The sequence below is a fragment of the Nocardioides sp. JCM 18998 genome (assembly GCF_055391535.1).
Window position 1 is genome coordinate 3,089,649 of the sequence record NZ_AP043886.1, and the last position, 15,951, is coordinate 3,105,599.

A 15,951-nucleotide genomic window follows, 5' to 3' on the forward strand; every position below is an offset into this window, starting at 1 on the left:
CGTGCGACGCCCCGACCTCTCCGATGCCTCCACCGGCGACCTGGTGATGGGCGCGGCCCGCAGCCTGCGCCGCGCGTACGCCGAGGCCCTCGCCCCGTGGGAGGTCACGCCTGGCCAGGCCCGCGCCCTCGGCACGATCTGTCAGCACGGTCCGCTGCGCCTCTCGGCACTCGCCGAGCTGCTGGTGATCGTGCCGCGTTCGGGCACCCAGGTCGTCGACGCGCTGGAGGAGCGCGGCCTGGTCGAGCGCCGGCCCGATCCCTCGGATCGCCGTGCCACCACCGTGGCCGCGACCGCGGAGGGCGTACGGCTGCACGACCAGATGCACCGGGCCCGGGCGGCGGCCTCGGAGGCGCACTTCGCCGCGCTCGCGCCGCGGGACCGCGCCGAGCTGGAGCGGATCCTGCGCGAGCTCATCGCCTGAGCGCCGCACGTCATGCGCCGGCCGTCGCGGCCGCGCGCCGGGTCGTCTAGTCTCGCGGCCATGCGCGTTGGACTCACCGGGGGCATCGCCTCGGGCAAGAGCACCGTCTCGGCCATCCTGCGCGAGCTCGGGGCGATCGTCATCGATGCCGACCAGCTCGCCCGTGACGTCGTCGCCCCCGCGACGCCCGGGCTGCAGCAGGTCGTCGCCGCCTTCGGCGAGGAGGTGCTGACGGCGGACGGCGCCATGGATCGTCCCAAGGTCGGTGCGATCGTCTTCGCCGACCCGGCCAAGCGACAGGTCCTCGAGGGGATCATCTGGCCGCTGGTCGGTTCCCGGACCGCCGAGCTGGTCGAGGCGGCCGGTGCGGACGCGCTGATCGTGCACGACATCCCACTGCTGGTGGAGACACGTCAGGGAGCGAGCTACGACGCGGTGGTGGTCGTCGATGTGCCGCAGGAGCTGCAGGTAGAGCGGATGCTGCGCGATCGTGGCATGACCGCGGAGGAGGCGTTCGCCCGGATCGGCGCCCAGGCGAGCCGTGAGGAGCGCCTCGCGGCGGCCACCCACGTCATCGAGAACACCGGAACACGCGAAGCGCTCCGTGAGCGCGTGGTCGAGGTCGTCGACGCGTTGCGGCGCCGGGCCGAGTGATGCAGCTGCGCCGGCACCAGCGGCTCGCCCTCGACGCGCTGGATCGTGCCTGGGGCGGCGGTGCCCGACGGGCATGGGTGGTGCTCCCGCCGGGTGCCGGCAAGACCCTCGTCGGCCTTCGGACGGCGCAGGACATGTTCGCGACGGAGGCCGTACGGAAGGTCGTCGTGCTGGCCCCGAACACGGCGATCCAGGGACAGTGGGTGCGCGTGGCGCAGGAGGGCGGCCTGCAGGTGGGCGACGGGCGGGACCTGTCGCATCCGTTCACGGCGCTGACCTACCAGGCCATGGCGACCTTCGACCCGGACGTCGAGCCCGAGGACCTCGGGCAGCACGCCGGGCTGATCGACCGACTGCACGAGAACGGGCGGGCGCTGGTCACGGCCCTCAAGGAGGCAGGGCCGGTCCTGGTGGTGCTCGACGAGTGCCACCACCTGCTCGAGGTGTGGGGGCGCCTGCTCGCGGAGGTGCTCGACGAGCTGCCCCAGGCGTACGTGCTCGGGCTGACCGCCACGCCCCCGGAGGCGATGACCGCCGAGGAGGCCGCTCTCGTGGCGGAGCTCTTCGGCGCTGTCGTCTTCGAGGCGTCGATCCCCGCCGTGGTGAAGGAGGGCGACCTGGCGCCGTTCGCCGAGCTGGTCTGGCTCACCGAGCCGACGCCCGGCGAGCGTGACTGGCTCGCCGAGTCGGCCGAGCGCTTCCGCGAGCTGACCACCGACCTGATCGCGCCGGGATTCGGCAGCATCGGGCTGCTGACCTGGCTCGATCTGCGCGTACGACCGCAGCCGGGGCGTCCGGGCGCCTCGTGGGCGGAGCTCGTGCGGAGCGATCCCGAGCTGTGCCGCGCCGTGCTGCGGCTGCACCACGCGGACCTGATGGCGCTGCCCGACGGCGCGACGATGCAGGAGGAGCACCGGGTCGAGCCGACTGCCGAGGACTGGGTCGCACTGATCGACGACTGGGTGCGCGGCCAGCTGCGCGACTCGCAGGTCGCTAGCGATCGCGACGTCCTGGAGAGCATCCGGCGTGCTCTCCCCGCAGTCGGGTATGTGCTCACCCGCGCGGGTGTGCGGGCCGGACGGTCCCCGGTCGACCGGGTCCTCGCGCGCTCCGAGGCCAAGACGTATGCCGCCGCGACCGTGGCTCGCAGCGAACGGCTCGCTCTCGGCGCCGAGATGCGGCTGCTGGTCCTCTGCGACCACGAGCACGCCTCGGCGACCCTGCCCGCCGATCTCGACGGCGTCCTCACTGCGCAGGCCGGCTCGGCTCGCGCCGTGCTGGCGACGTTGCAGTCCGATCCGGACGTCGGCGACGTCCTCCTGGTGACCGGGGCCACCGTGGCGGCCGCGCCCGCGGTCCTGACCCGGTTCATCGAGCACATCACGGCGCGCGACGCCGGATTGGGCCGGGCGTTGAGCATCACGCAGGACCGCGGCACCACCGTGCTCAGCGGGCCTCCGCGCTGGTCATCGCGGACCTGGACGGGCTATGTCACGTCGTTCTTCGAGAGCGGGGGTGTCGCAATCCTCGTCGGCACACGCGGCCTGCTCGGCGAGGGCTGGGATGCGCGCCGGGTGACCGGTGTGATCGACCTGACGACGGTCACGACCACGACCGCGGTGGTGCAGACCCGCGGCCGAGCGCTGCGGACCGATCCGGCACGACCCGACAAGGTCGCGCTCAACTGGAGTGTCGTGTGCATCGCTGCCGGCCATCCACGTGGGGACAACGACTGGCGCCGGCTGGTCCGCAAGCACACCGGCTTCTTCGGCGTCGACGAGGATGGCACGGTGGCCGACGGTGTCGCCCATCTGGACCCGACCTTCTCGCCGTACGCACCGCCGCCGCCGTCGGAGCACGACACGATCAACGCCCGGATGATCGCCCGCTCCGAGCAGCGGGCAGCGATCGCGGAACGGTGGCGGTTGGGCGAGCCGTACGAGGACGAGGTCGCGCGTACCGTCCGGGTCCGGCCGTCGACGCCGGAGCGGATCGGTACCGGACGTGGTCCCGCAAGCGTCGTCGTCCGCGCCGACCGGCTCGAGGTGCGTGACCGGCCCGCCCACCCGGCGGGTGCGCACGCCTCGCTCGGACTCGCCGCCGCCGGGGTGGCGGGTGGTGTTGCCGGCTGGGCGGCGCTGGGGCCGCTCGCCGCGGGCGCGGCAGTGGCCCTGGGGGCCGCCGGCGCGCTGTTCGCCCAAGGCCGGTCCCGTGTCGCGCTCGGTCGGGCGCTTGTCGCGGCGGCGGCCCGACCGCCTTCGCTCGCGCAGGTCGCCTCGGCGGTGGCGGACGCCCTGCACGCGACCGGGCAGAGCCCGGTCGGCGCGGCCGGGGTCGAGGTGGGGATCGAGTCGTCGGGGGAGTATCGCGCCCGCATCAGCGGCGTCGCCGAGTCGGTCTCGGAGAGCTTCGCCACCTCACTCGAGGAGGTGCTGGCGCCGCTCTTCGCGCCGCGCTACCTGGTGCCACGTCTGGTCGTCACCTCGCGGCGGCGGACCCGGCGTGAGCTGCTCGCGATCGGCGGACGCGGACGCGTCGTCCCCGATGGCGTGGTGTGGCACGCGGTCCCGAGCCTGCTGTCGCGACGCAAGGAGGCCGACGCCTTCGCCGCCGCCTGGGACCACTGGGTCGGTGGCGGCGGCGCGGTCTACACGGGCGGTCCGGACGGTGCCGGGATCCTGGCTGCGCAACGCGGCAGCGACCCCTTCGACGTCACCACCGTCGTCCGGCGCGAGTGGCACTGAGTCCCCGGTCGCGCGAAGACCTCCGCCAACGGGTGACGGAGGTCTTCGAGCAGCTGCTGTGACGACAGCTGGTCCAGCGATCTCGCGGATGACGCGCGTAGGGGACCCGCCGTCAGGCCGCCAGATCGGGGTCGGCGAAGCGGCGGAGCTTCTGCAGAGCCTCGCGCTCGAGCTGGCGGACCCGCTCGGCGGAGATGCCGTGCTGCACGCCGATGTCGGCGAGCTTGTGCTGGCGACCGTCGACCAGCCCGTACCGCGCCCGGATGATCTCGGCGGCGCGGTCGTCGAGCTGGCCGACCAGGCTGTTGAGCCGCTCACGCGACTCCACGTCCAGCACGGTCGAGTCCGGACCGGGCGTCGACTCCTGGGCCATCAGGTCGCCCAGCGAGGTGTCGCCGTCCTCGTCCACGGGTGAGTCGAGGCTGATGTGCTCGCGACCCCAGGCCATCAGGTCGAGCACCCGGTCGACCTCCATGCCGAGCTCGGTGGCGATCTCGGTCGGGTCCGGGTCACGACCGAGCTGGCGCTCGAGCGTACGGCGGGCGCCGCCGACCTGGTTGAGCTCCTCGACGACGTGCACGGGGAGGCGGACGACGCGGGCCTGCTGCGCGATACCGCGTGTGATGGCCTGACGCACCCACCAGGTGGCGTACGTGGAGAACTTGTAGCCCTTGGTGTAGTCGAACTTCTCGACCGCACGGATCAGGCCGGTGTTGCCCTCCTGGATCAGGTCGAGCATCGGCATCTGCGCGCGGCCGTACTTGCGCGCGATCGAGACGACCAGGCGGAGGTTCGCGGTGATGAACTGGTCGACCGCCTTCTGGCCCTCCTCGGCCAGCCACTCGAGCTCCTCGCGCTTGGCGCCGCCGGGGGCCTTGCGGCCCACCTTGCCCTGCGCCAGCAGCTGCTCGGCCATCAAGCCCGCCTCGATCGCCTTGGAGAGCTCGACCTCCTTCGCGGCGTCCAACAGGTCGTTGCGCGCGATCTCGTCGAGGTAGAGACCGACGCTGTCGCGTCCCTCGATCTCTCGTGTCATGGTCTTCGTTGCCATCGGACCCTCCTCACCCAGCGGGCATCAACCCGGTGTTGATGACAACGCAGCAGGTGCCCCGAGGATTCCCGCGGTATGCCTGGCTCCCGAGGACCCGGCTGCGTCGTGCTCTTGTCTGGTCTGACGCACGGGGATGCCCGAAAGTTGCCGGGGGCGCGAAGTTTCAGGGTCTTCTCAGGGCTCAGCCCCGAGCGGCGATCGAACCGGGGGTACGGACCTCGGCGTAGACGCCGAAGCACGGCTCGCCGGCGTCGTTGAGCGGCCGGAAGCTCGCGAGGGTGCGCAGGAGGCGGCCGTTGCGCTCCCCGGTGACGGGATCGATGTCGATCACCGCGCAGCGTGGGATCGGCGCGCCGAGTCGCACGGTGACCTCGCCGAACGTGAGGTCGCGACCGGCCCAGCCCTCCTCGGCGAACGGCTCATCGTCGGTGTCGACCACGAGGGTGGATCGGAACCGTGCCGGATCGGCGTCGGTCGCCGCGCGCCTTCCCAGCTCTGCCAGCGACGCCCGGGTGAGGAGCGCGACGCCGGCGCCGTAGAGCACGCCGCGGCGTGGTGCCCGGGCGAGGGCGACCGATGTGCCGAGGTAGTCGCTGAGGAGCACGCTGTGCGGTCCGTCCACGAGCTCGACCCGGGTGGGGCGGCCCCAGTAGTCGCAGGTCAGGACGTCCCCGGAGCCGGGCGTCGGTGCGGAGACCGCCCGGCCGTCGGGGAGGCGGACGGTGAGGTCGCCGCCGGCCTCGGACTGGGCGAGCACCGCGGTGAGCTGGGGATGCTGCACGGTCCGCAGCACCTTCGCCTCGGTGACGTCGACCAGGCAGTAGGACCGATCACCGACGGCGCCGTCGGCGTCGAGCGTGATCGACGGCAGGGTCAGGTGCCGGGTCCCCTTGATCGGGGAGAACCCGGCACGCAGCACCCGGACCGTCGACACGATCAGGCGAGGCCGAGGCGGTCGATGATCCAGCTGAGGCTGAACGCGCGGTCGTGCCAGGCCTTGTAGCGGCCCGAGACGCCGCCGTGGCCGGCGTTCATCTCGGTCTTGAGCAGCACGTCGGCACCCGCGACGTCGCGCAGCTTGGCCACCCATTTGGCCGGCTCGACGTAGAGCACCCGGGTGTCGTTGAGGCCGGTCTCGGCCAGGATCGGCGGATAGGGGAGGGCCGCGACGTTGTCGTACGGGGCGTACGAGGCGATGTAGTCGTAGACCTCGGCGTCGGCCTCGGGGTTGCCCCACTCGTCGTACTCCACGACGGTCAGCGGCAGCGAGGCGTCGAGCATGGTGGTGAGGTTGTCGACGAAGGGCACCGCCGCCACGATCCCGCCCCACTGCTCGGGCGCGAGGTTGGCGATCGCACCCATCAGCAGGCCGCCGGCGCTGCCGCCCTCGGCCACCGTGAGCTCCGGCGAGGTCCAGCCGGTCTCGACCAGGTGGCGGGCGCAGGCGATGAAGTCGGTGAACGTGTTGCGCTTGTGCAGCTGCTTGCCGTCGTCGTACCAGTGCCGGCCCATCTCGCCGCCGCCACGGATGTGCGCGATGGCGAAGGCGGCGCCGCGGTCGAGGGTGGAGAGGCGGAAGGTCGAGAAGCCCGGGTCCATCGAGGCCTCGTACGAGCCGTAGCCGTACAGGTGCAGCGGCAGCGGCTTTCCGGCAGCGACCGCGGCGGCACGCACGTCCTTGCGCACGACCAGCGAGATCGGGATCAGCACGGCGTCCTCGCCATCATCGCTCGGAGCCCACAGCCGGTGCTCCTCGTACGCCTCCCTGTCGTAGGCGACGCCGTCGAGCGGGAGGACCGGCTGCTGCTTGCGCAGGTGGAGGCTGCGATCGCGGACGTCGTAGTCGTAGACCGAGCTCGGGGTGCGCAGGCTGGTGTAGCCGAGGCGGACGGTCGGCTGCTCGAAGGCCGGGCTGCCGCCCGAGCCGATCGTGTAGATCTCGTCATCGAACTGGACCAGGTAGTCGTCGGTGACGCCCGCCGCGCCCAGCTCGAGGATGCGGAGCTGGGTCAGCCCCTCGCTGCGCTGGTGCACCACGAGATGGCCGGCGAACGCGTCGACGTCCTCGAGGCGCACGGACGGGTCGTGCGCGATCAGCGGCCGCCACGCCGCGCGGTCCGTCGGGGCGATCGGCGCGGTCGCGATCTCGAAGTTGGCGCCGGAGCCGTTGTGCAGGACGAGGAAGACATCCTCGGCCGCGCCATCTCCTCGAGGCATCACCGCGTGCTCGAGGTTGTACTCGATGCCCTCCTCGCGGGCGGCGAAGAGCTGCCAGCCCAGCTCGGGGGCGTCCTGGTCGAGGTAGCGGTACTCGGTGGTCGTCTTGGCACCGGACTCGATCACCAGGAAGCGGTCCGTACGACCCCGTCCGACGCCGCACCAGAACCGCTCGTCGGTCTCGTGGAAGACCAGCTCGTCGTCGGCCTGGGCGGTGCCCAGGACGTGGCGCCACACCTTGTCGGGGCGCCAGGACTCGTCGACGGTGGAGTAGTAGAAGGACTCGCCCGCGCGGTCCCAGGTGACACCGCCCATCACACCCTCGAGCCGGTCGGCGAGGAGCTCGTGGGTGGTCAGGTCGAGGATCTCGACGGTGTAGCGCTCGTCGCCCTTGGTGTCGGTGGAGTAGGCCAGCAGCGTGGTGCTCGGCGAGATCGCGGAGCCGCCCATCGAGAAGAACTCGTGGCCGTCGGCCAGGACGTTGTGGTCGAGCAGCAGCTCCTCGCCGGGCAGCGCGGGCTGGTCGGCGGCGACCTGTGCCGGCGTCGGCGGCGTCCAGTCGGCCTCGTCGGCGACCGGGACGCGGCAGGTGGCGCCGTACTCCTTGCCCTCGAAGGAGCGGCCGTAGTACCAGTAGCCGCGGTTGCGGGTCGGCACCGAGAGGTCGGTCTCCAGGGTGCGGGCCTTCACCTCGTCGAAGAGCCGCTGGCGCAGCTCGGCGAGATGCTCGGTGCGCTCGGTGGTGTACGCGTTCTCTGCCTCGAGGTAGGCGATCACCTCGGGGTTCTCCTTGTCGCGCAGCCACTCGTAGTCGTCGGTGCGCTCGCGACCGTGGTGCGTGCGGGTGAGCGGCTTCTTCGGGGCGACAGGCGGCTGGCCAGACATGACCGTGACCCTATCCTCGGGGCCATGAGCGAAGGTGTCGTGGGCGTCGATCACGGTGTCGATCTCAATGCCGACCTGGGCGAGGAGATCACCGACGACGCCGGTCTCCTGGCCGTGGTGACCTCGGCCAACGTCGCGTGCGGGTTCCACGCCGGCAACGCCGCGATCATGCGCGAGGTCTGTGCGGCGGCCGCGCGCCGCGGCGTCGCCATCGGGGCGCAGGTGTCGTACGCGGATCGGGCGAACTTCGGCCGGGTCTCCGTCGACGTCTCCTACCAGGTGCTGCGTGAGCAGGTCGCGGAGCAGATCGGAGTGCTGACGGAGATCGCGTCCTCCGAGGGCGCCGCCGTCACCTACGTCAAGCCGCACGGCGCGCTCTATCACCGCACCATGGACGACCGGGATCAGGCGCGAGCCGTCCTGGACGCCTCCGGTCGGCTGCCGGTGCTGGGCATGCCGGGCGTGCTGCTCCGGCTCGCGGCGGAGGCGGACAGACCGGTGTGGCGGGAAGGCTTCCCGGATCGCGGGTACGACGCCTCCGGGCGCCTCCTCCCGCGAACCGAGCCCGGCGCCCTGGTGACCGAGGAGGCCGCGATCGTCGCGAACGCGCTCACCCTGGCGAAGCGGGTCGACTCGCTCTGCCTGCACGGCGACTCACCGGGCGCGGTCGGCCACGCCGTCGCCGTGCGCCGGGCGCTCGAGGCCGGCGGGTGGGAGCTGCGCCCCGTCGCCTGATCGCCGGGTGCGCCGGCGCCCTCGCAGCGCGTCGAGGACGGCCGGCTGGCCGACGATGATGCCGCCGAGGACCAGGACCGTGCCGGCGGCGCTGGTCGCGGTGAAGGCCTCGCCGGCCAGTGCCACGCCGATGACGGTGCCGGTGACCGGGTTGAGCAGGCCGACCAGCGAGACCGCGGCCGCGGGGAGGCGACGCATCGCGTTGAACCAGGCCAGGTAGGCGAGCACGGTGCCGACCAGGCCGATCCAGGCGAAGCCGCCCAGCGCCCGCGCGTCGAGGTGCGGCGGCGCCCCCTCGACGGCGAGCGCGATCGGGACGAGCAGCAAGCCGCCGAAGACCAGCTGCCAGGCGGTGAACGACACCAGGGGCAGCGGTGGTTGCCACGTCTTGACCAGGATGAAGCCGAGCGAGGAGAGCGCCACCGCGACCAGGGAGGCGAGCACGCCGATCGGGTCGATGCTCGCGCCGCCGCGCAGCACCAGGAGCGCGACGCCGACGATGCCGACGACGGCCGCGGCGAGGGAGGCGACGCGCGGTCGTTCGCCGGCCAGGCCCCAGGCGAAGAGCATGATCGCCAGCGGCGACGTCGCGGTCAGGGTGGCGGCGAGGCCGCCCGGCAGCCGCTCGGCGGCGACGAAGATCAGGGTGAAGAACGCGGCGAAGTTGAGGACGCCGAGCAGCGCCGTACGCCACCACCAGGCGCCGTGCAGCAGCGCCGGGCGCAGCGCGAGGAGCAGGAGGCCGAACGGCAGCGCGCGCACCGCTGCCCCGAACAGCGGCCGGTCGGGCGGCAGGTAGGTCGCCGTCACGTAATAGCCCGAGCCCCAAGCGATCGGTGCGAGCGCCGCCGCAGCCAGCCATTTTGTTTCCATGGAAGATAGAATCGCTTCCTTGGAAGGTATATTCCCGTCATGGCCGACCATGTCGCACGTGTGATGAGCGCCTGGGAGCGCGAGCGCCCCGATCTCGATCCGACGCCGCAGGGCGTCATCGGCCGCCTGCATCGGCTGGCGGCCCGCCTGACCGAGGAGCTGGTGTCGGTCTATGCCGAGCACGGCCTCGGGGAGGGCGAGTTCGACATCCTGGCGACGCTGCGCCGCCAGGGTGCGCCGTACGCGCTGACCGCCGGTGAGCTCGCGGCTCAGACGATGGTCACCTCCGGGGCGATCACCAAGAGGGTCGATCGCTGCATCGCACGCGGCTGGGTGACCCGTGCGCCGAGCGACGCTGACGCGCGGGGGCGGGTGATCGCGCTGACCGAGTCCGGGCGCGCGCTGATCGACGCGGCGTTCACCGACCACCTCGCCAACGAGCAGCGGCTCCTCGCCCACTTCTCGCGGACTGAGCGCAGCCAGCTCGCCACGCTGCTGGAACGCTGGACCCAGGAGCTCGACCTGTGAGCGTCTCACTGCGCCCGTACGGGCCGCGCGCCGCCCTGGTCGACGTCGACAGCGCCCTGGACGCCGCGGCCCTGGCGGACTGGGCGCGGGCGGCGGACGTGGCTGCCGACGAGATCGTGCCGGCGGCCTCGACCGTCCTCTTCGACGGGGTCGACGTCGCCGCCCTCGGTGCGGTGCTGGCGGACTGGCGAGCCGGAACGGCGAGGGTGGCCGGCGGCTTCGTCGAGGTGCCGGTCGTCTTCGACGGACCGGACCTGGCCGACGTCGCGGGGCTGTGGGGCACCGATGTCGAGGACGTGATCGGCCGGCTGGCCTCCTACGAGCTGACCTCGGCGTTCTGCGGCTTCGCGCCCGGCTTCGCCTACCTGGCGGGGCTGCCGTCCGAGCTCGCGGTGCCGCGGCTGGCGACGCCGCGCCCTCGGGTGGAGCCGGGATCGGTCGCGCTCGCCGGGCCGTGGTGCGGGATCTATCCCTCCGCCTCCCCGGGCGGATGGAGGATCGTGGGTCGCACCGACGCCGTGCTCTGGGATGCCGACCGGGAGTCGCCGGCGCTGCTGGGCCCGGGCACGCGGGTGAGGCTGCGCCCGTGTTGAGACCGGACCTGAGACCGGGGCCCAGTCCGGGGCTCAGACCGGGGCTGACGGTCGTCGCCACCGGCCCCCAGGTGCTGATCCAGGATCGTGGCCGCTATGGCTATGCCCACCTCGGGGTTCCGCGCGCGGGTGCTCTCGACACGACCGCCGCGGCGCTCGCCAACCGGCTGGTGGGCAACCCGCCGGAGGCCGCGGTGCTCGAGGTGCTGCTCGGCGGCCTGGCCCTCCGGGGCGAGGTGGACTGCTGGGTCGCCGTCACCGGTGCGCTGACGCCGACCCGACTCGACCGGAAGGGCGGCGCAACGCGCCGGGTGGCGCACTCGGAGGCGGTCCGAGTGCGTTCCGGGGAGACGCTCACGCTCGGCACGCCGGCGACCGGGATGCGCTCCTACGTGGCGGTCTCCGGCGGCATCGACGTCGCGCCCGTGCTCGGGTCGCGCTCCACCGACACCCTCGCCGGGGTCGGCCCGCCGCCGGTCGTGGCCGGTGACCGGCTGCCGATCGGCGCCCGGGCCGGCGTACCGGCTGCGCTGGACACCCCGCGTCCGCCGACCGCCGGTCCGATCCGGCTCCTCCCGGGGCCGCACGGGGCGTGGTTCGGGGCGGACGTCCTCGCCCGGCTGGCGAGCACGCGGTGGACCGTCGAGGCCGCCTCGGATCGGGTCGGGCTCCGGCTCGCCGGCGCCGGGATTCCCCGCGAACGCGGCGAGCTGTCCAGCGAGGGCACCGTGCTCGGCGCGATCCAGGTGCCGCCCGACGGACAGCCCGTGATCCTGCTGGCCGACCACGGTCCGACCGGGGGCTACCCGGTCGCCGGCGTCGTCCATCCCGACGACGTGTGGCAGCTCGCGCAGGTCCGGCCGGGGGAGAGGGTCGTGCTGCGAGGTCCTGCCCCGGCGCCTACTCCGGGTCCGGCTCGGTAGGAGGCCAGCGGCTGAGGTCCGGGTCGTCCTCGGGGAACGAGCGCACCGGCCCGCCCGGGCTCGCGGCGGTCTCGAACCGCACGGTCACGGTGCCGCGGCCCGCGCCCCAGACCCAGCCGCGGCCGAGGTCGGCGTGGACGACGTCGACGCCCGGGTTCCAGGGACGCCGACCGCGTGCGGGCTCCTCGGGAACGGGGTGGACGGCGAGCTCGGCCTCCTCCTCCGCCTGCTCGGCCTCGGCGAAGAGGTCCTCCTGGATCCAGTCGGCCAGGCCCGAGACGCCGACCCCCAGGAGGCGCACGCCGTACGACGTGTCGAGGTCGGCCAGCAGGGCCCGGGCCAGTCGACCGATGGTCGCGGCATGGTCCGTCGGCCCCGCCAGCGTCGTCGAGCGGTTGAGCGTGGTGAAGTCACCCAGTCGCACCTTGATCGTGATCGTCCGCCCGGACAGGCCGCTCTTGCGCAGCCGGGCGGCGACCTCGCCCGCCTGGCGGGTGAGGAGCTGCTCCATCAGGACCCTGTCCGTCAGGTCCGTGTCGTAGGTGCCCTCGACGCTGACCGACTTGGTCTCGCGCTCGGGCTCGACCGGCCGGTCGTCCTCGGCGCGCGCGAGGGAGAAGAGACCCGTACCGTGTGCCTTGCCGACCAGCCGGATCAGCTCGTCGAGATCGACCTTCTCCAGGTCGGCGACGGTGTGGATGCCGACGCGCCGCAGTCGCTCGGCGGTGGCGGGCCCGACGCCGGGGATCACCTGGACGCTCATCGGCCGCAGCAGCTCCCGCTCCGTGCCGGGGGAGACGACGACCAGCCCGTCGGGCTTCTCCAGGTCGCTGGCGACCTTCGCGATGAACTTGCTCGTACCCAGGCCCACGCTCGCGGTCAGGCCGTCGGTGACCTCCCGTACCTGCTCGCGCAGCATCGCGGCGAAGCGGGTGACGGTCGGCTCCTCGAGGTCCGGCAGGTCCGGGTGCTCGGCCGCCGCGAGATCGACGAACGCCTCATCCAAGGAGAGCGGCTCGACCAGCGGGGTGATGCCGCGTAGCAGTCCCATCACCGCGTGGCTGGCATCGCGGTAGGCATGGAAGCGGGGGTAGAGGTAGGCGGCGTGGGGGCAGCGCGAGCGTGCCTCGCGGGTCGACATCGCCGACCGCACGCCGTAGCGCCGCGCCTCGTAGCTCGCGGTCGCGACGACGCCGCGGCCGCCGATCCCGCCCACGACGACGGGCTTCCCGCGCAGGGACGGCTTGTCCCGCTGCTCGACGGAGGCGAAGAACGCGTCGAGGTCGAGGTGGAGCACCGACGCGTGGGACCGCATACCGGAACCGTACCGGCCACCTTTCGCGCACAGTCGTCGCCCGAGACCGGCGGATCCACTCTCCGTTTCCGACGTGGTGGCGGGGTGGGGGAGCCGGGAAGAGATCGGACATGACACTCACCCTGCGCGCCAAGAGCCCTGAGGACCTGCTCGCCGCCGTCCCGGTGGCCCTCGGCTTCGAGCCGAGCGACTCCATCGTGATGCTGACCTTCGGCGGCTCGACCGCCTTCCACGCCCGGATCGACCTGCCGCCGCCGAGCGATCCGGAGGCCCTCGGCTCGATCGTCCGCTCGTTGCTCGAGCCGTGTCGCCGACACGCGGTCCGGCAGGTCGTCTTCGTCCTCTACGACCCCGATGCCCGCCGGGGGCGTCAGGTCTCGCGCCGCCTCGGGCGGGAGTTCGAGCGGGCCGGCATCGACGTGCTGGAGTGCCTGCGTGCCCATGATGGGCGGTGGTTCTCCGCCGATGGACTGCGGCCCGGTGTCCCGGCCCGCGGCATCGCCTACGACACCGACGCCCACCCCTTCCGGACGCAGGCGGTGGTCGACGGCCGGGTCACCCTCGGGTCGCGGGCAGAGCTGGCCGCCAGCCTCGCCGCCGATGCCGAGGCGATCGCCGCGGTGGAGGGCGTACGGGAGGCGGTCGCGCTGCTCACGCCTGCAGAGCTCACCGCCTTGTGCGCCCGGCACGCCGACGCCGGCACCGTGCCGAGCGACGAGGAGGCCGCCTCGATCCTGGTGACGGTGCAGATCGGGCCGCTGCGGGATGCTGCCTGGGCCGTGCTGGAGCGTGACGCCGCCGAGCGGCACGCGGTGCTCTGGCGGAATCTGGTCCGGCGGTCGTCCGACGACGTGCTGCCCGCTGCGGCGGCTGTGCTCGGCTTCATCGCCTGGCTCCAGGGCCACGGAGCGCTGGCCTGGTGCGCGCTGGACCGCTGCTTCGAGCTCGAGCCCGAGCACAGCCTGGGCACGCTGGTGGGCCATCTGCTGGAGGGAGCGGTCCCGCCGACGGCATGGGCTGCGATGCGTGCCTCGATGGTGGAGATGCTCGACGCCGGCTAGCTACTCGGCCGGGGGCGGACCCACGTCCGCTGCGTCCCGGTGCGCGGCTCGTGCCAGCCGTGCCGGTTCACGACGGCGAAGCAGAGGTCGGCACCGGCCTCTCCGTACGCCTGCCCGGCGGCGGCCAGCCACGCGACATCGAGGTCCTGGACCTCGAGACCGCCGCCGCGGGTGAGCCACACCAGCGGCGACCGCTGGCCGGGCGTGCGCCGCGCGGCGCGCTCGCGCAGGGCCGAGACCACGTCGGCCCGCAGTGCGTGGTCGGTCGGCTCCTCGGGAGAGACGGCGAAGACCTCGTGCGGCTCGCCCGGCACCCCGACGTGCAGGATCGGCACGAACCGGGCCCGCCGCTCGGCCGCGGCATGCTCGCGCACCGCTCTGCGCAACAGCGTGTCGCGGATCTGCTCGGGCGTGCGCTTGCGGGGCATGGACCCAGCCTGCACCCCGACGGCCCGGCATGCCGAGGCTCATCCACAGGTCCGGGCGGATGCCGCCACCGCCTGACGCGAGGGGTACGGTCATCCGGCAGGGTCACAGGCGTACAGGAGCAGGTGGAGGAAGCGATGACGACGGTGGTGGTCGGGTTCGTCCCCAAGCCTGAGGGCGAGGCTGCGCTGCAGTCCGCCATCGACGAGGTCCGCCGGCACGGCGGGCGTCTCGTCGTCGTCACCGCGCTGCGCCAGGACGAGACCGACAGCGAGTGGATCGCCAAGATCCAGGCCGAGCTCGCGGCCGCCCGCGAGCGTCTCGTCGCCAGCGGTATCGACTACGCCATCCACGAGACCCAGATCGACGCCGAGATCGATGCCGCCGACGACCTCACCCAGGCCGCCCGCGACGAGCAGGCGGATCTCATCGTGATCGGCATCCGCCGCCGCACGGCCACCGGCAAGCTCATCCTCGGCAGCCAGGCCCAGCGGATCCTGCTCGACGCCCCCTGTCCGGTGCTGGTCGTCAAGCCCGAGTGATCCGGCCCGTCTGATCTGGCCCGTCTGCTCCGGCCCGTCTGATCTGGCCCGTCTGCTCCGGCCCGTCTGATCTGGCCCGTCTGCTCTGGCCCAGGTGATCGAAGGGCGGAGCCTGCGGCAGGATGACCCCATGGCCTTCCAGATCGCCCAGGACCCCGCCGCCGACGCCGTGCTGACGGAGTCGCCGTTCGCTCTTCTGCTCGGCATGCTCCTGGACCAGCAGTACAAGATGGAGGACGCCTTCAAGGGCGGCCACAAGCTGCTCACCCGTCTCGGCCACCTCGACCCACAGCGGATCGCCGCGATGGACCCCGAGGAGTTCCGGGAGATCGCGTCCCAGACCCCGGCGATCCACCGCTTCCCGGCCTCGATGGCGGCGAAGGTGCAGGAGGTCGCCCGGATCGTCTCGGAGCAGTACGACGGCGACGCCTCCCGGATCTGGACCGAGGCCAGCAGTGGCCCCGACCTGCTCAAGCGGATGCAGGCACTCCCGGGCTTCGGCAAGCAGAAGGCGCAGATCTTCGTCGCGCTCCTCGCCAAGCAGGCCGGTGTCCGGCCCGAAGGCTGGGAGAAGACCGTGGGTGCCTACGCCGAGGATGGGTACCGGTCGGTCGCGGACGTGGTCGACGGCGTCTCGCTGCAGAAGGTGCGGGACTTCAAGCAGGCCGCCAAGGCGAGCAAGCGAGAGGCCGACGCCGCGCGAGGAACGAGCGCGTAGCGTGGTGGCGAAGACGGCCCCGAAGGTAAAGGCCTGATCACAGTCCGGCGTTATCCGGGCCCCGATGGCGTGACTGTTGGGTGACCCGTGGCAGAATGATCCAGCGGCCTTGACGTATGCGGGCCTTGCCGCGCCCCGAAGCCAGTTCCACGAGAGGTGTCAGTGTCCTCGATCGCACGCAAGATCCCTGATGAGGTGCTCGCTCACCCCGCCGTTGTGGCGCTGATCGAGGCAGGAAAGCCGACCGGGAGCGTGAGCCCCG

16 protein-coding genes are annotated in these 15,951 nt (G+C 72.7%); 10 read left to right on the plus strand and 6 right to left on the minus strand.

Going from position 1 to position 15,951, the window contains the following annotated elements; translation table 11 throughout:
• The first annotated feature begins 1 nt into the window (after nucleotide 1).
• Genes ACZ5L9_RS14505 through ACZ5L9_RS14515 form a run of 3 tightly spaced genes read left to right on the plus strand, consistent with a single transcriptional unit; the run spans nucleotide 2 to nucleotide 3,822 of the window.
• On the plus strand, nucleotides 2-424 hold the full coding sequence (locus ACZ5L9_RS14505; RefSeq protein WP_464528882.1) for a MarR family winged helix-turn-helix transcriptional regulator: 423 nt from the start codon (nucleotides 2-4) through the stop codon (nucleotides 422-424).
• A gap of 60 nt (nucleotides 425-484) precedes the next feature.
• Complete coding sequence (gene coaE / locus ACZ5L9_RS14510; protein WP_464528883.1) at nucleotides 485-1,078, plus strand: dephospho-CoA kinase; 594 nt, start codon at nucleotides 485-487, stop codon at nucleotides 1,076-1,078.
• Nucleotides 1,078-3,822: a DEAD/DEAH box helicase gene (locus tag ACZ5L9_RS14515; protein WP_464528884.1), complete on the plus strand. Its 2,745-nt coding sequence runs from the start codon at nucleotides 1,078-1,080 to the stop codon at nucleotides 3,820-3,822. Before coaE ends, ACZ5L9_RS14515 begins: the two co-directional genes overlap by 1 nt.
• A 112-nt stretch (nucleotides 3,823-3,934) precedes the next feature.
• On the opposite strand, the gene ACZ5L9_RS14520 is transcribed toward ACZ5L9_RS14515, so the two are convergent.
• The 3 genes from ACZ5L9_RS14520 to ACZ5L9_RS14530 form a co-directional block, all read right to left on the minus strand.
• The gene (locus tag ACZ5L9_RS14520) at nucleotides 3,935-4,873 is read right to left on the minus strand and encodes a sigma-70 family RNA polymerase sigma factor (protein ID WP_464528885.1); all 939 of its coding nucleotides are present in this window, start codon (nucleotides 4,871-4,873) and stop codon (nucleotides 3,935-3,937) included.
• Between the two features lie 181 nt (nucleotides 4,874-5,054).
• Nucleotides 5,055-5,807, minus strand: a complete 753-nt coding sequence (locus ACZ5L9_RS14525) for an MOSC domain-containing protein (protein ID WP_464528886.1) — start codon at nucleotides 5,805-5,807, stop codon at nucleotides 5,055-5,057.
• 2 nt (nucleotides 5,808-5,809) lie between these two features.
• A complete protein-coding gene (locus tag ACZ5L9_RS14530) occupies nucleotides 5,810-7,975 on the minus strand; it encodes a S9 family peptidase (protein ID WP_464528887.1) in 2,166 nt (721 codons plus the stop codon).
• 24 nt (nucleotides 7,976-7,999) lie between these two features.
• On the opposite strand from ACZ5L9_RS14530, the gene ACZ5L9_RS14535 reads away from it, so the two are divergent.
• Entirely contained in the window at nucleotides 8,000-8,710 is a 711-nt protein-coding gene (locus tag ACZ5L9_RS14535) for a LamB/YcsF family protein (RefSeq protein ID WP_464528888.1), read from the plus strand.
• Here the strand turns inward: ACZ5L9_RS14535 and ACZ5L9_RS14540 are convergent.
• Nucleotides 8,630-9,583 (minus strand): DMT family transporter, encoded by a 954-nt coding sequence (locus tag ACZ5L9_RS14540; protein ID WP_464528889.1) that lies wholly within the window; start codon nucleotides 9,581-9,583, stop codon nucleotides 8,630-8,632. The genes ACZ5L9_RS14535 and ACZ5L9_RS14540 overlap by 81 nt on opposite strands.
• 39 nt (nucleotides 9,584-9,622) lie before the next feature.
• Here ACZ5L9_RS14540 and ACZ5L9_RS14545 point away from each other — a divergent pair, with 39 nt between their 5' ends.
• Genes ACZ5L9_RS14545 through ACZ5L9_RS14555 form a run of 3 tightly spaced genes read left to right on the plus strand, consistent with a single transcriptional unit; the run spans nucleotide 9,623 to nucleotide 11,627 of the window.
• On the plus strand, nucleotides 9,623-10,111 hold the full coding sequence (locus ACZ5L9_RS14545; protein WP_464528890.1) for a MarR family winged helix-turn-helix transcriptional regulator: 489 nt from the start codon (nucleotides 9,623-9,625) through the stop codon (nucleotides 10,109-10,111).
• Nucleotides 10,108-10,704 carry a 5-oxoprolinase subunit B family protein gene (locus ACZ5L9_RS14550; RefSeq protein ID WP_464528891.1) on the plus strand — a complete coding sequence of 199 codons (597 nt, stop codon included), beginning with the start codon at nucleotides 10,108-10,110 and terminating at the stop codon, nucleotides 10,702-10,704. Before ACZ5L9_RS14545 ends, ACZ5L9_RS14550 begins: the two co-directional genes overlap by 4 nt.
• The gene (locus ACZ5L9_RS14555; RefSeq protein ID WP_464528892.1) at nucleotides 10,698-11,627 is read left to right on the plus strand and encodes a 5-oxoprolinase subunit C family protein; all 930 of its coding nucleotides are present in this window, start codon (nucleotides 10,698-10,700) and stop codon (nucleotides 11,625-11,627) included. The genes ACZ5L9_RS14550 and ACZ5L9_RS14555 overlap by 7 nt, the downstream gene beginning before the upstream one ends.
• On the opposite strand, the gene ACZ5L9_RS14560 is transcribed toward ACZ5L9_RS14555, so the two are convergent.
• Nucleotides 11,605-12,942: a DNA polymerase IV gene (locus tag ACZ5L9_RS14560; protein ID WP_464528893.1), complete on the minus strand. Its 1,338-nt coding sequence runs from the start codon at nucleotides 12,940-12,942 to the stop codon at nucleotides 11,605-11,607. The genes ACZ5L9_RS14555 and ACZ5L9_RS14560 overlap by 23 nt on opposite strands.
• Before the next feature lie 110 nt (nucleotides 12,943-13,052).
• On the opposite strand from ACZ5L9_RS14560, the gene ACZ5L9_RS14565 reads away from it, so the two are divergent.
• On the plus strand, nucleotides 13,053-14,003 hold the full coding sequence (locus tag ACZ5L9_RS14565) for a DUF4192 domain-containing protein (protein WP_464528894.1): 951 nt from the start codon (nucleotides 13,053-13,055) through the stop codon (nucleotides 14,001-14,003).
• On the opposite strand, the gene ACZ5L9_RS14570 is transcribed toward ACZ5L9_RS14565, so the two are convergent.
• Entirely contained in the window at nucleotides 14,000-14,431 is a 432-nt protein-coding gene (locus tag ACZ5L9_RS14570) for a hypothetical protein (protein WP_464528895.1), read from the minus strand. The two genes, ACZ5L9_RS14565 and ACZ5L9_RS14570, sit on opposite strands and share 4 nt — an antisense overlap.
• A gap of 135 nt (nucleotides 14,432-14,566) precedes the next feature.
• Here ACZ5L9_RS14570 and ACZ5L9_RS14575 point away from each other — a divergent pair, with 135 nt between their 5' ends.
• Together ACZ5L9_RS14575 and ACZ5L9_RS14580 are read left to right on the plus strand one after the other, a co-directional pair.
• Nucleotides 14,567-14,971: a universal stress protein gene (locus tag ACZ5L9_RS14575; protein WP_464528896.1), complete on the plus strand. Its 405-nt coding sequence runs from the start codon at nucleotides 14,567-14,569 to the stop codon at nucleotides 14,969-14,971.
• Nucleotides 14,972-15,101: 130 nt separating this feature from the next.
• The gene (locus ACZ5L9_RS14580) at nucleotides 15,102-15,689 is read left to right on the plus strand and encodes an HhH-GPD-type base excision DNA repair protein (protein WP_464528897.1); all 588 of its coding nucleotides are present in this window, start codon (nucleotides 15,102-15,104) and stop codon (nucleotides 15,687-15,689) included.
• Nucleotides 15,690-15,951: the final 262 nt, after the last annotated feature.

What these genes read in the sequence shown, in the direction of transcription:
- ACZ5L9_RS14535 (WP_464528888.1), top strand. Translation starts at nt 8,000, where the DNA reads ATGAGCGAAGGTGTCGTGGGCGTCGATCACGGTGTCGATCTCAATGCC.
- ACZ5L9_RS14570 (WP_464528895.1), bottom strand. Translation starts at nt 14,431, where the DNA reads ATGCCCCGCAAGCGCACGCCCGAGCAGATCCGCGACACGCTGTTGCGC.
- ACZ5L9_RS14545 (WP_464528890.1), top strand. Translation starts at nt 9,623, where the DNA reads ATGGCCGACCATGTCGCACGTGTGATGAGCGCCTGGGAGCGCGAGCGC.
- ACZ5L9_RS14530 (WP_464528887.1), bottom strand. Translation starts at nt 7,975, where the DNA reads ATGTCTGGCCAGCCGCCTGTCGCCCCGAAGAAGCCGCTCACCCGCACG.
- ACZ5L9_RS14540 (WP_464528889.1), bottom strand. Translation starts at nt 9,583, where the DNA reads ATGGAAACAAAATGGCTGGCTGCGGCGGCGCTCGCACCGATCGCTTGG.
- ACZ5L9_RS14520 (WP_464528885.1), bottom strand. Translation starts at nt 4,873, where the DNA reads ATGGCAACGAAGACCATGACACGAGAGATCGAGGGACGCGACAGCGTC.
- coaE (WP_464528883.1), top strand. Translation starts at nt 485, where the DNA reads ATGCGCGTTGGACTCACCGGGGGCATCGCCTCGGGCAAGAGCACCGTC.
- ACZ5L9_RS14565 (WP_464528894.1), top strand. Translation starts at nt 13,053, where the DNA reads ATGACACTCACCCTGCGCGCCAAGAGCCCTGAGGACCTGCTCGCCGCC.
- ACZ5L9_RS14515 (WP_464528884.1), top strand. Translation starts at nt 1,078, where the DNA reads ATGCAGCTGCGCCGGCACCAGCGGCTCGCCCTCGACGCGCTGGATCGT.
- ACZ5L9_RS14560 (WP_464528893.1), bottom strand. Translation starts at nt 12,942, where the DNA reads ATGCGGTCCCACGCGTCGGTGCTCCACCTCGACCTCGACGCGTTCTTC.
- ACZ5L9_RS14580 (WP_464528897.1), top strand. Translation starts at nt 15,102, where the DNA reads ATGGCCTTCCAGATCGCCCAGGACCCCGCCGCCGACGCCGTGCTGACG.
- ACZ5L9_RS14575 (WP_464528896.1), top strand. Translation starts at nt 14,567, where the DNA reads ATGACGACGGTGGTGGTCGGGTTCGTCCCCAAGCCTGAGGGCGAGGCT.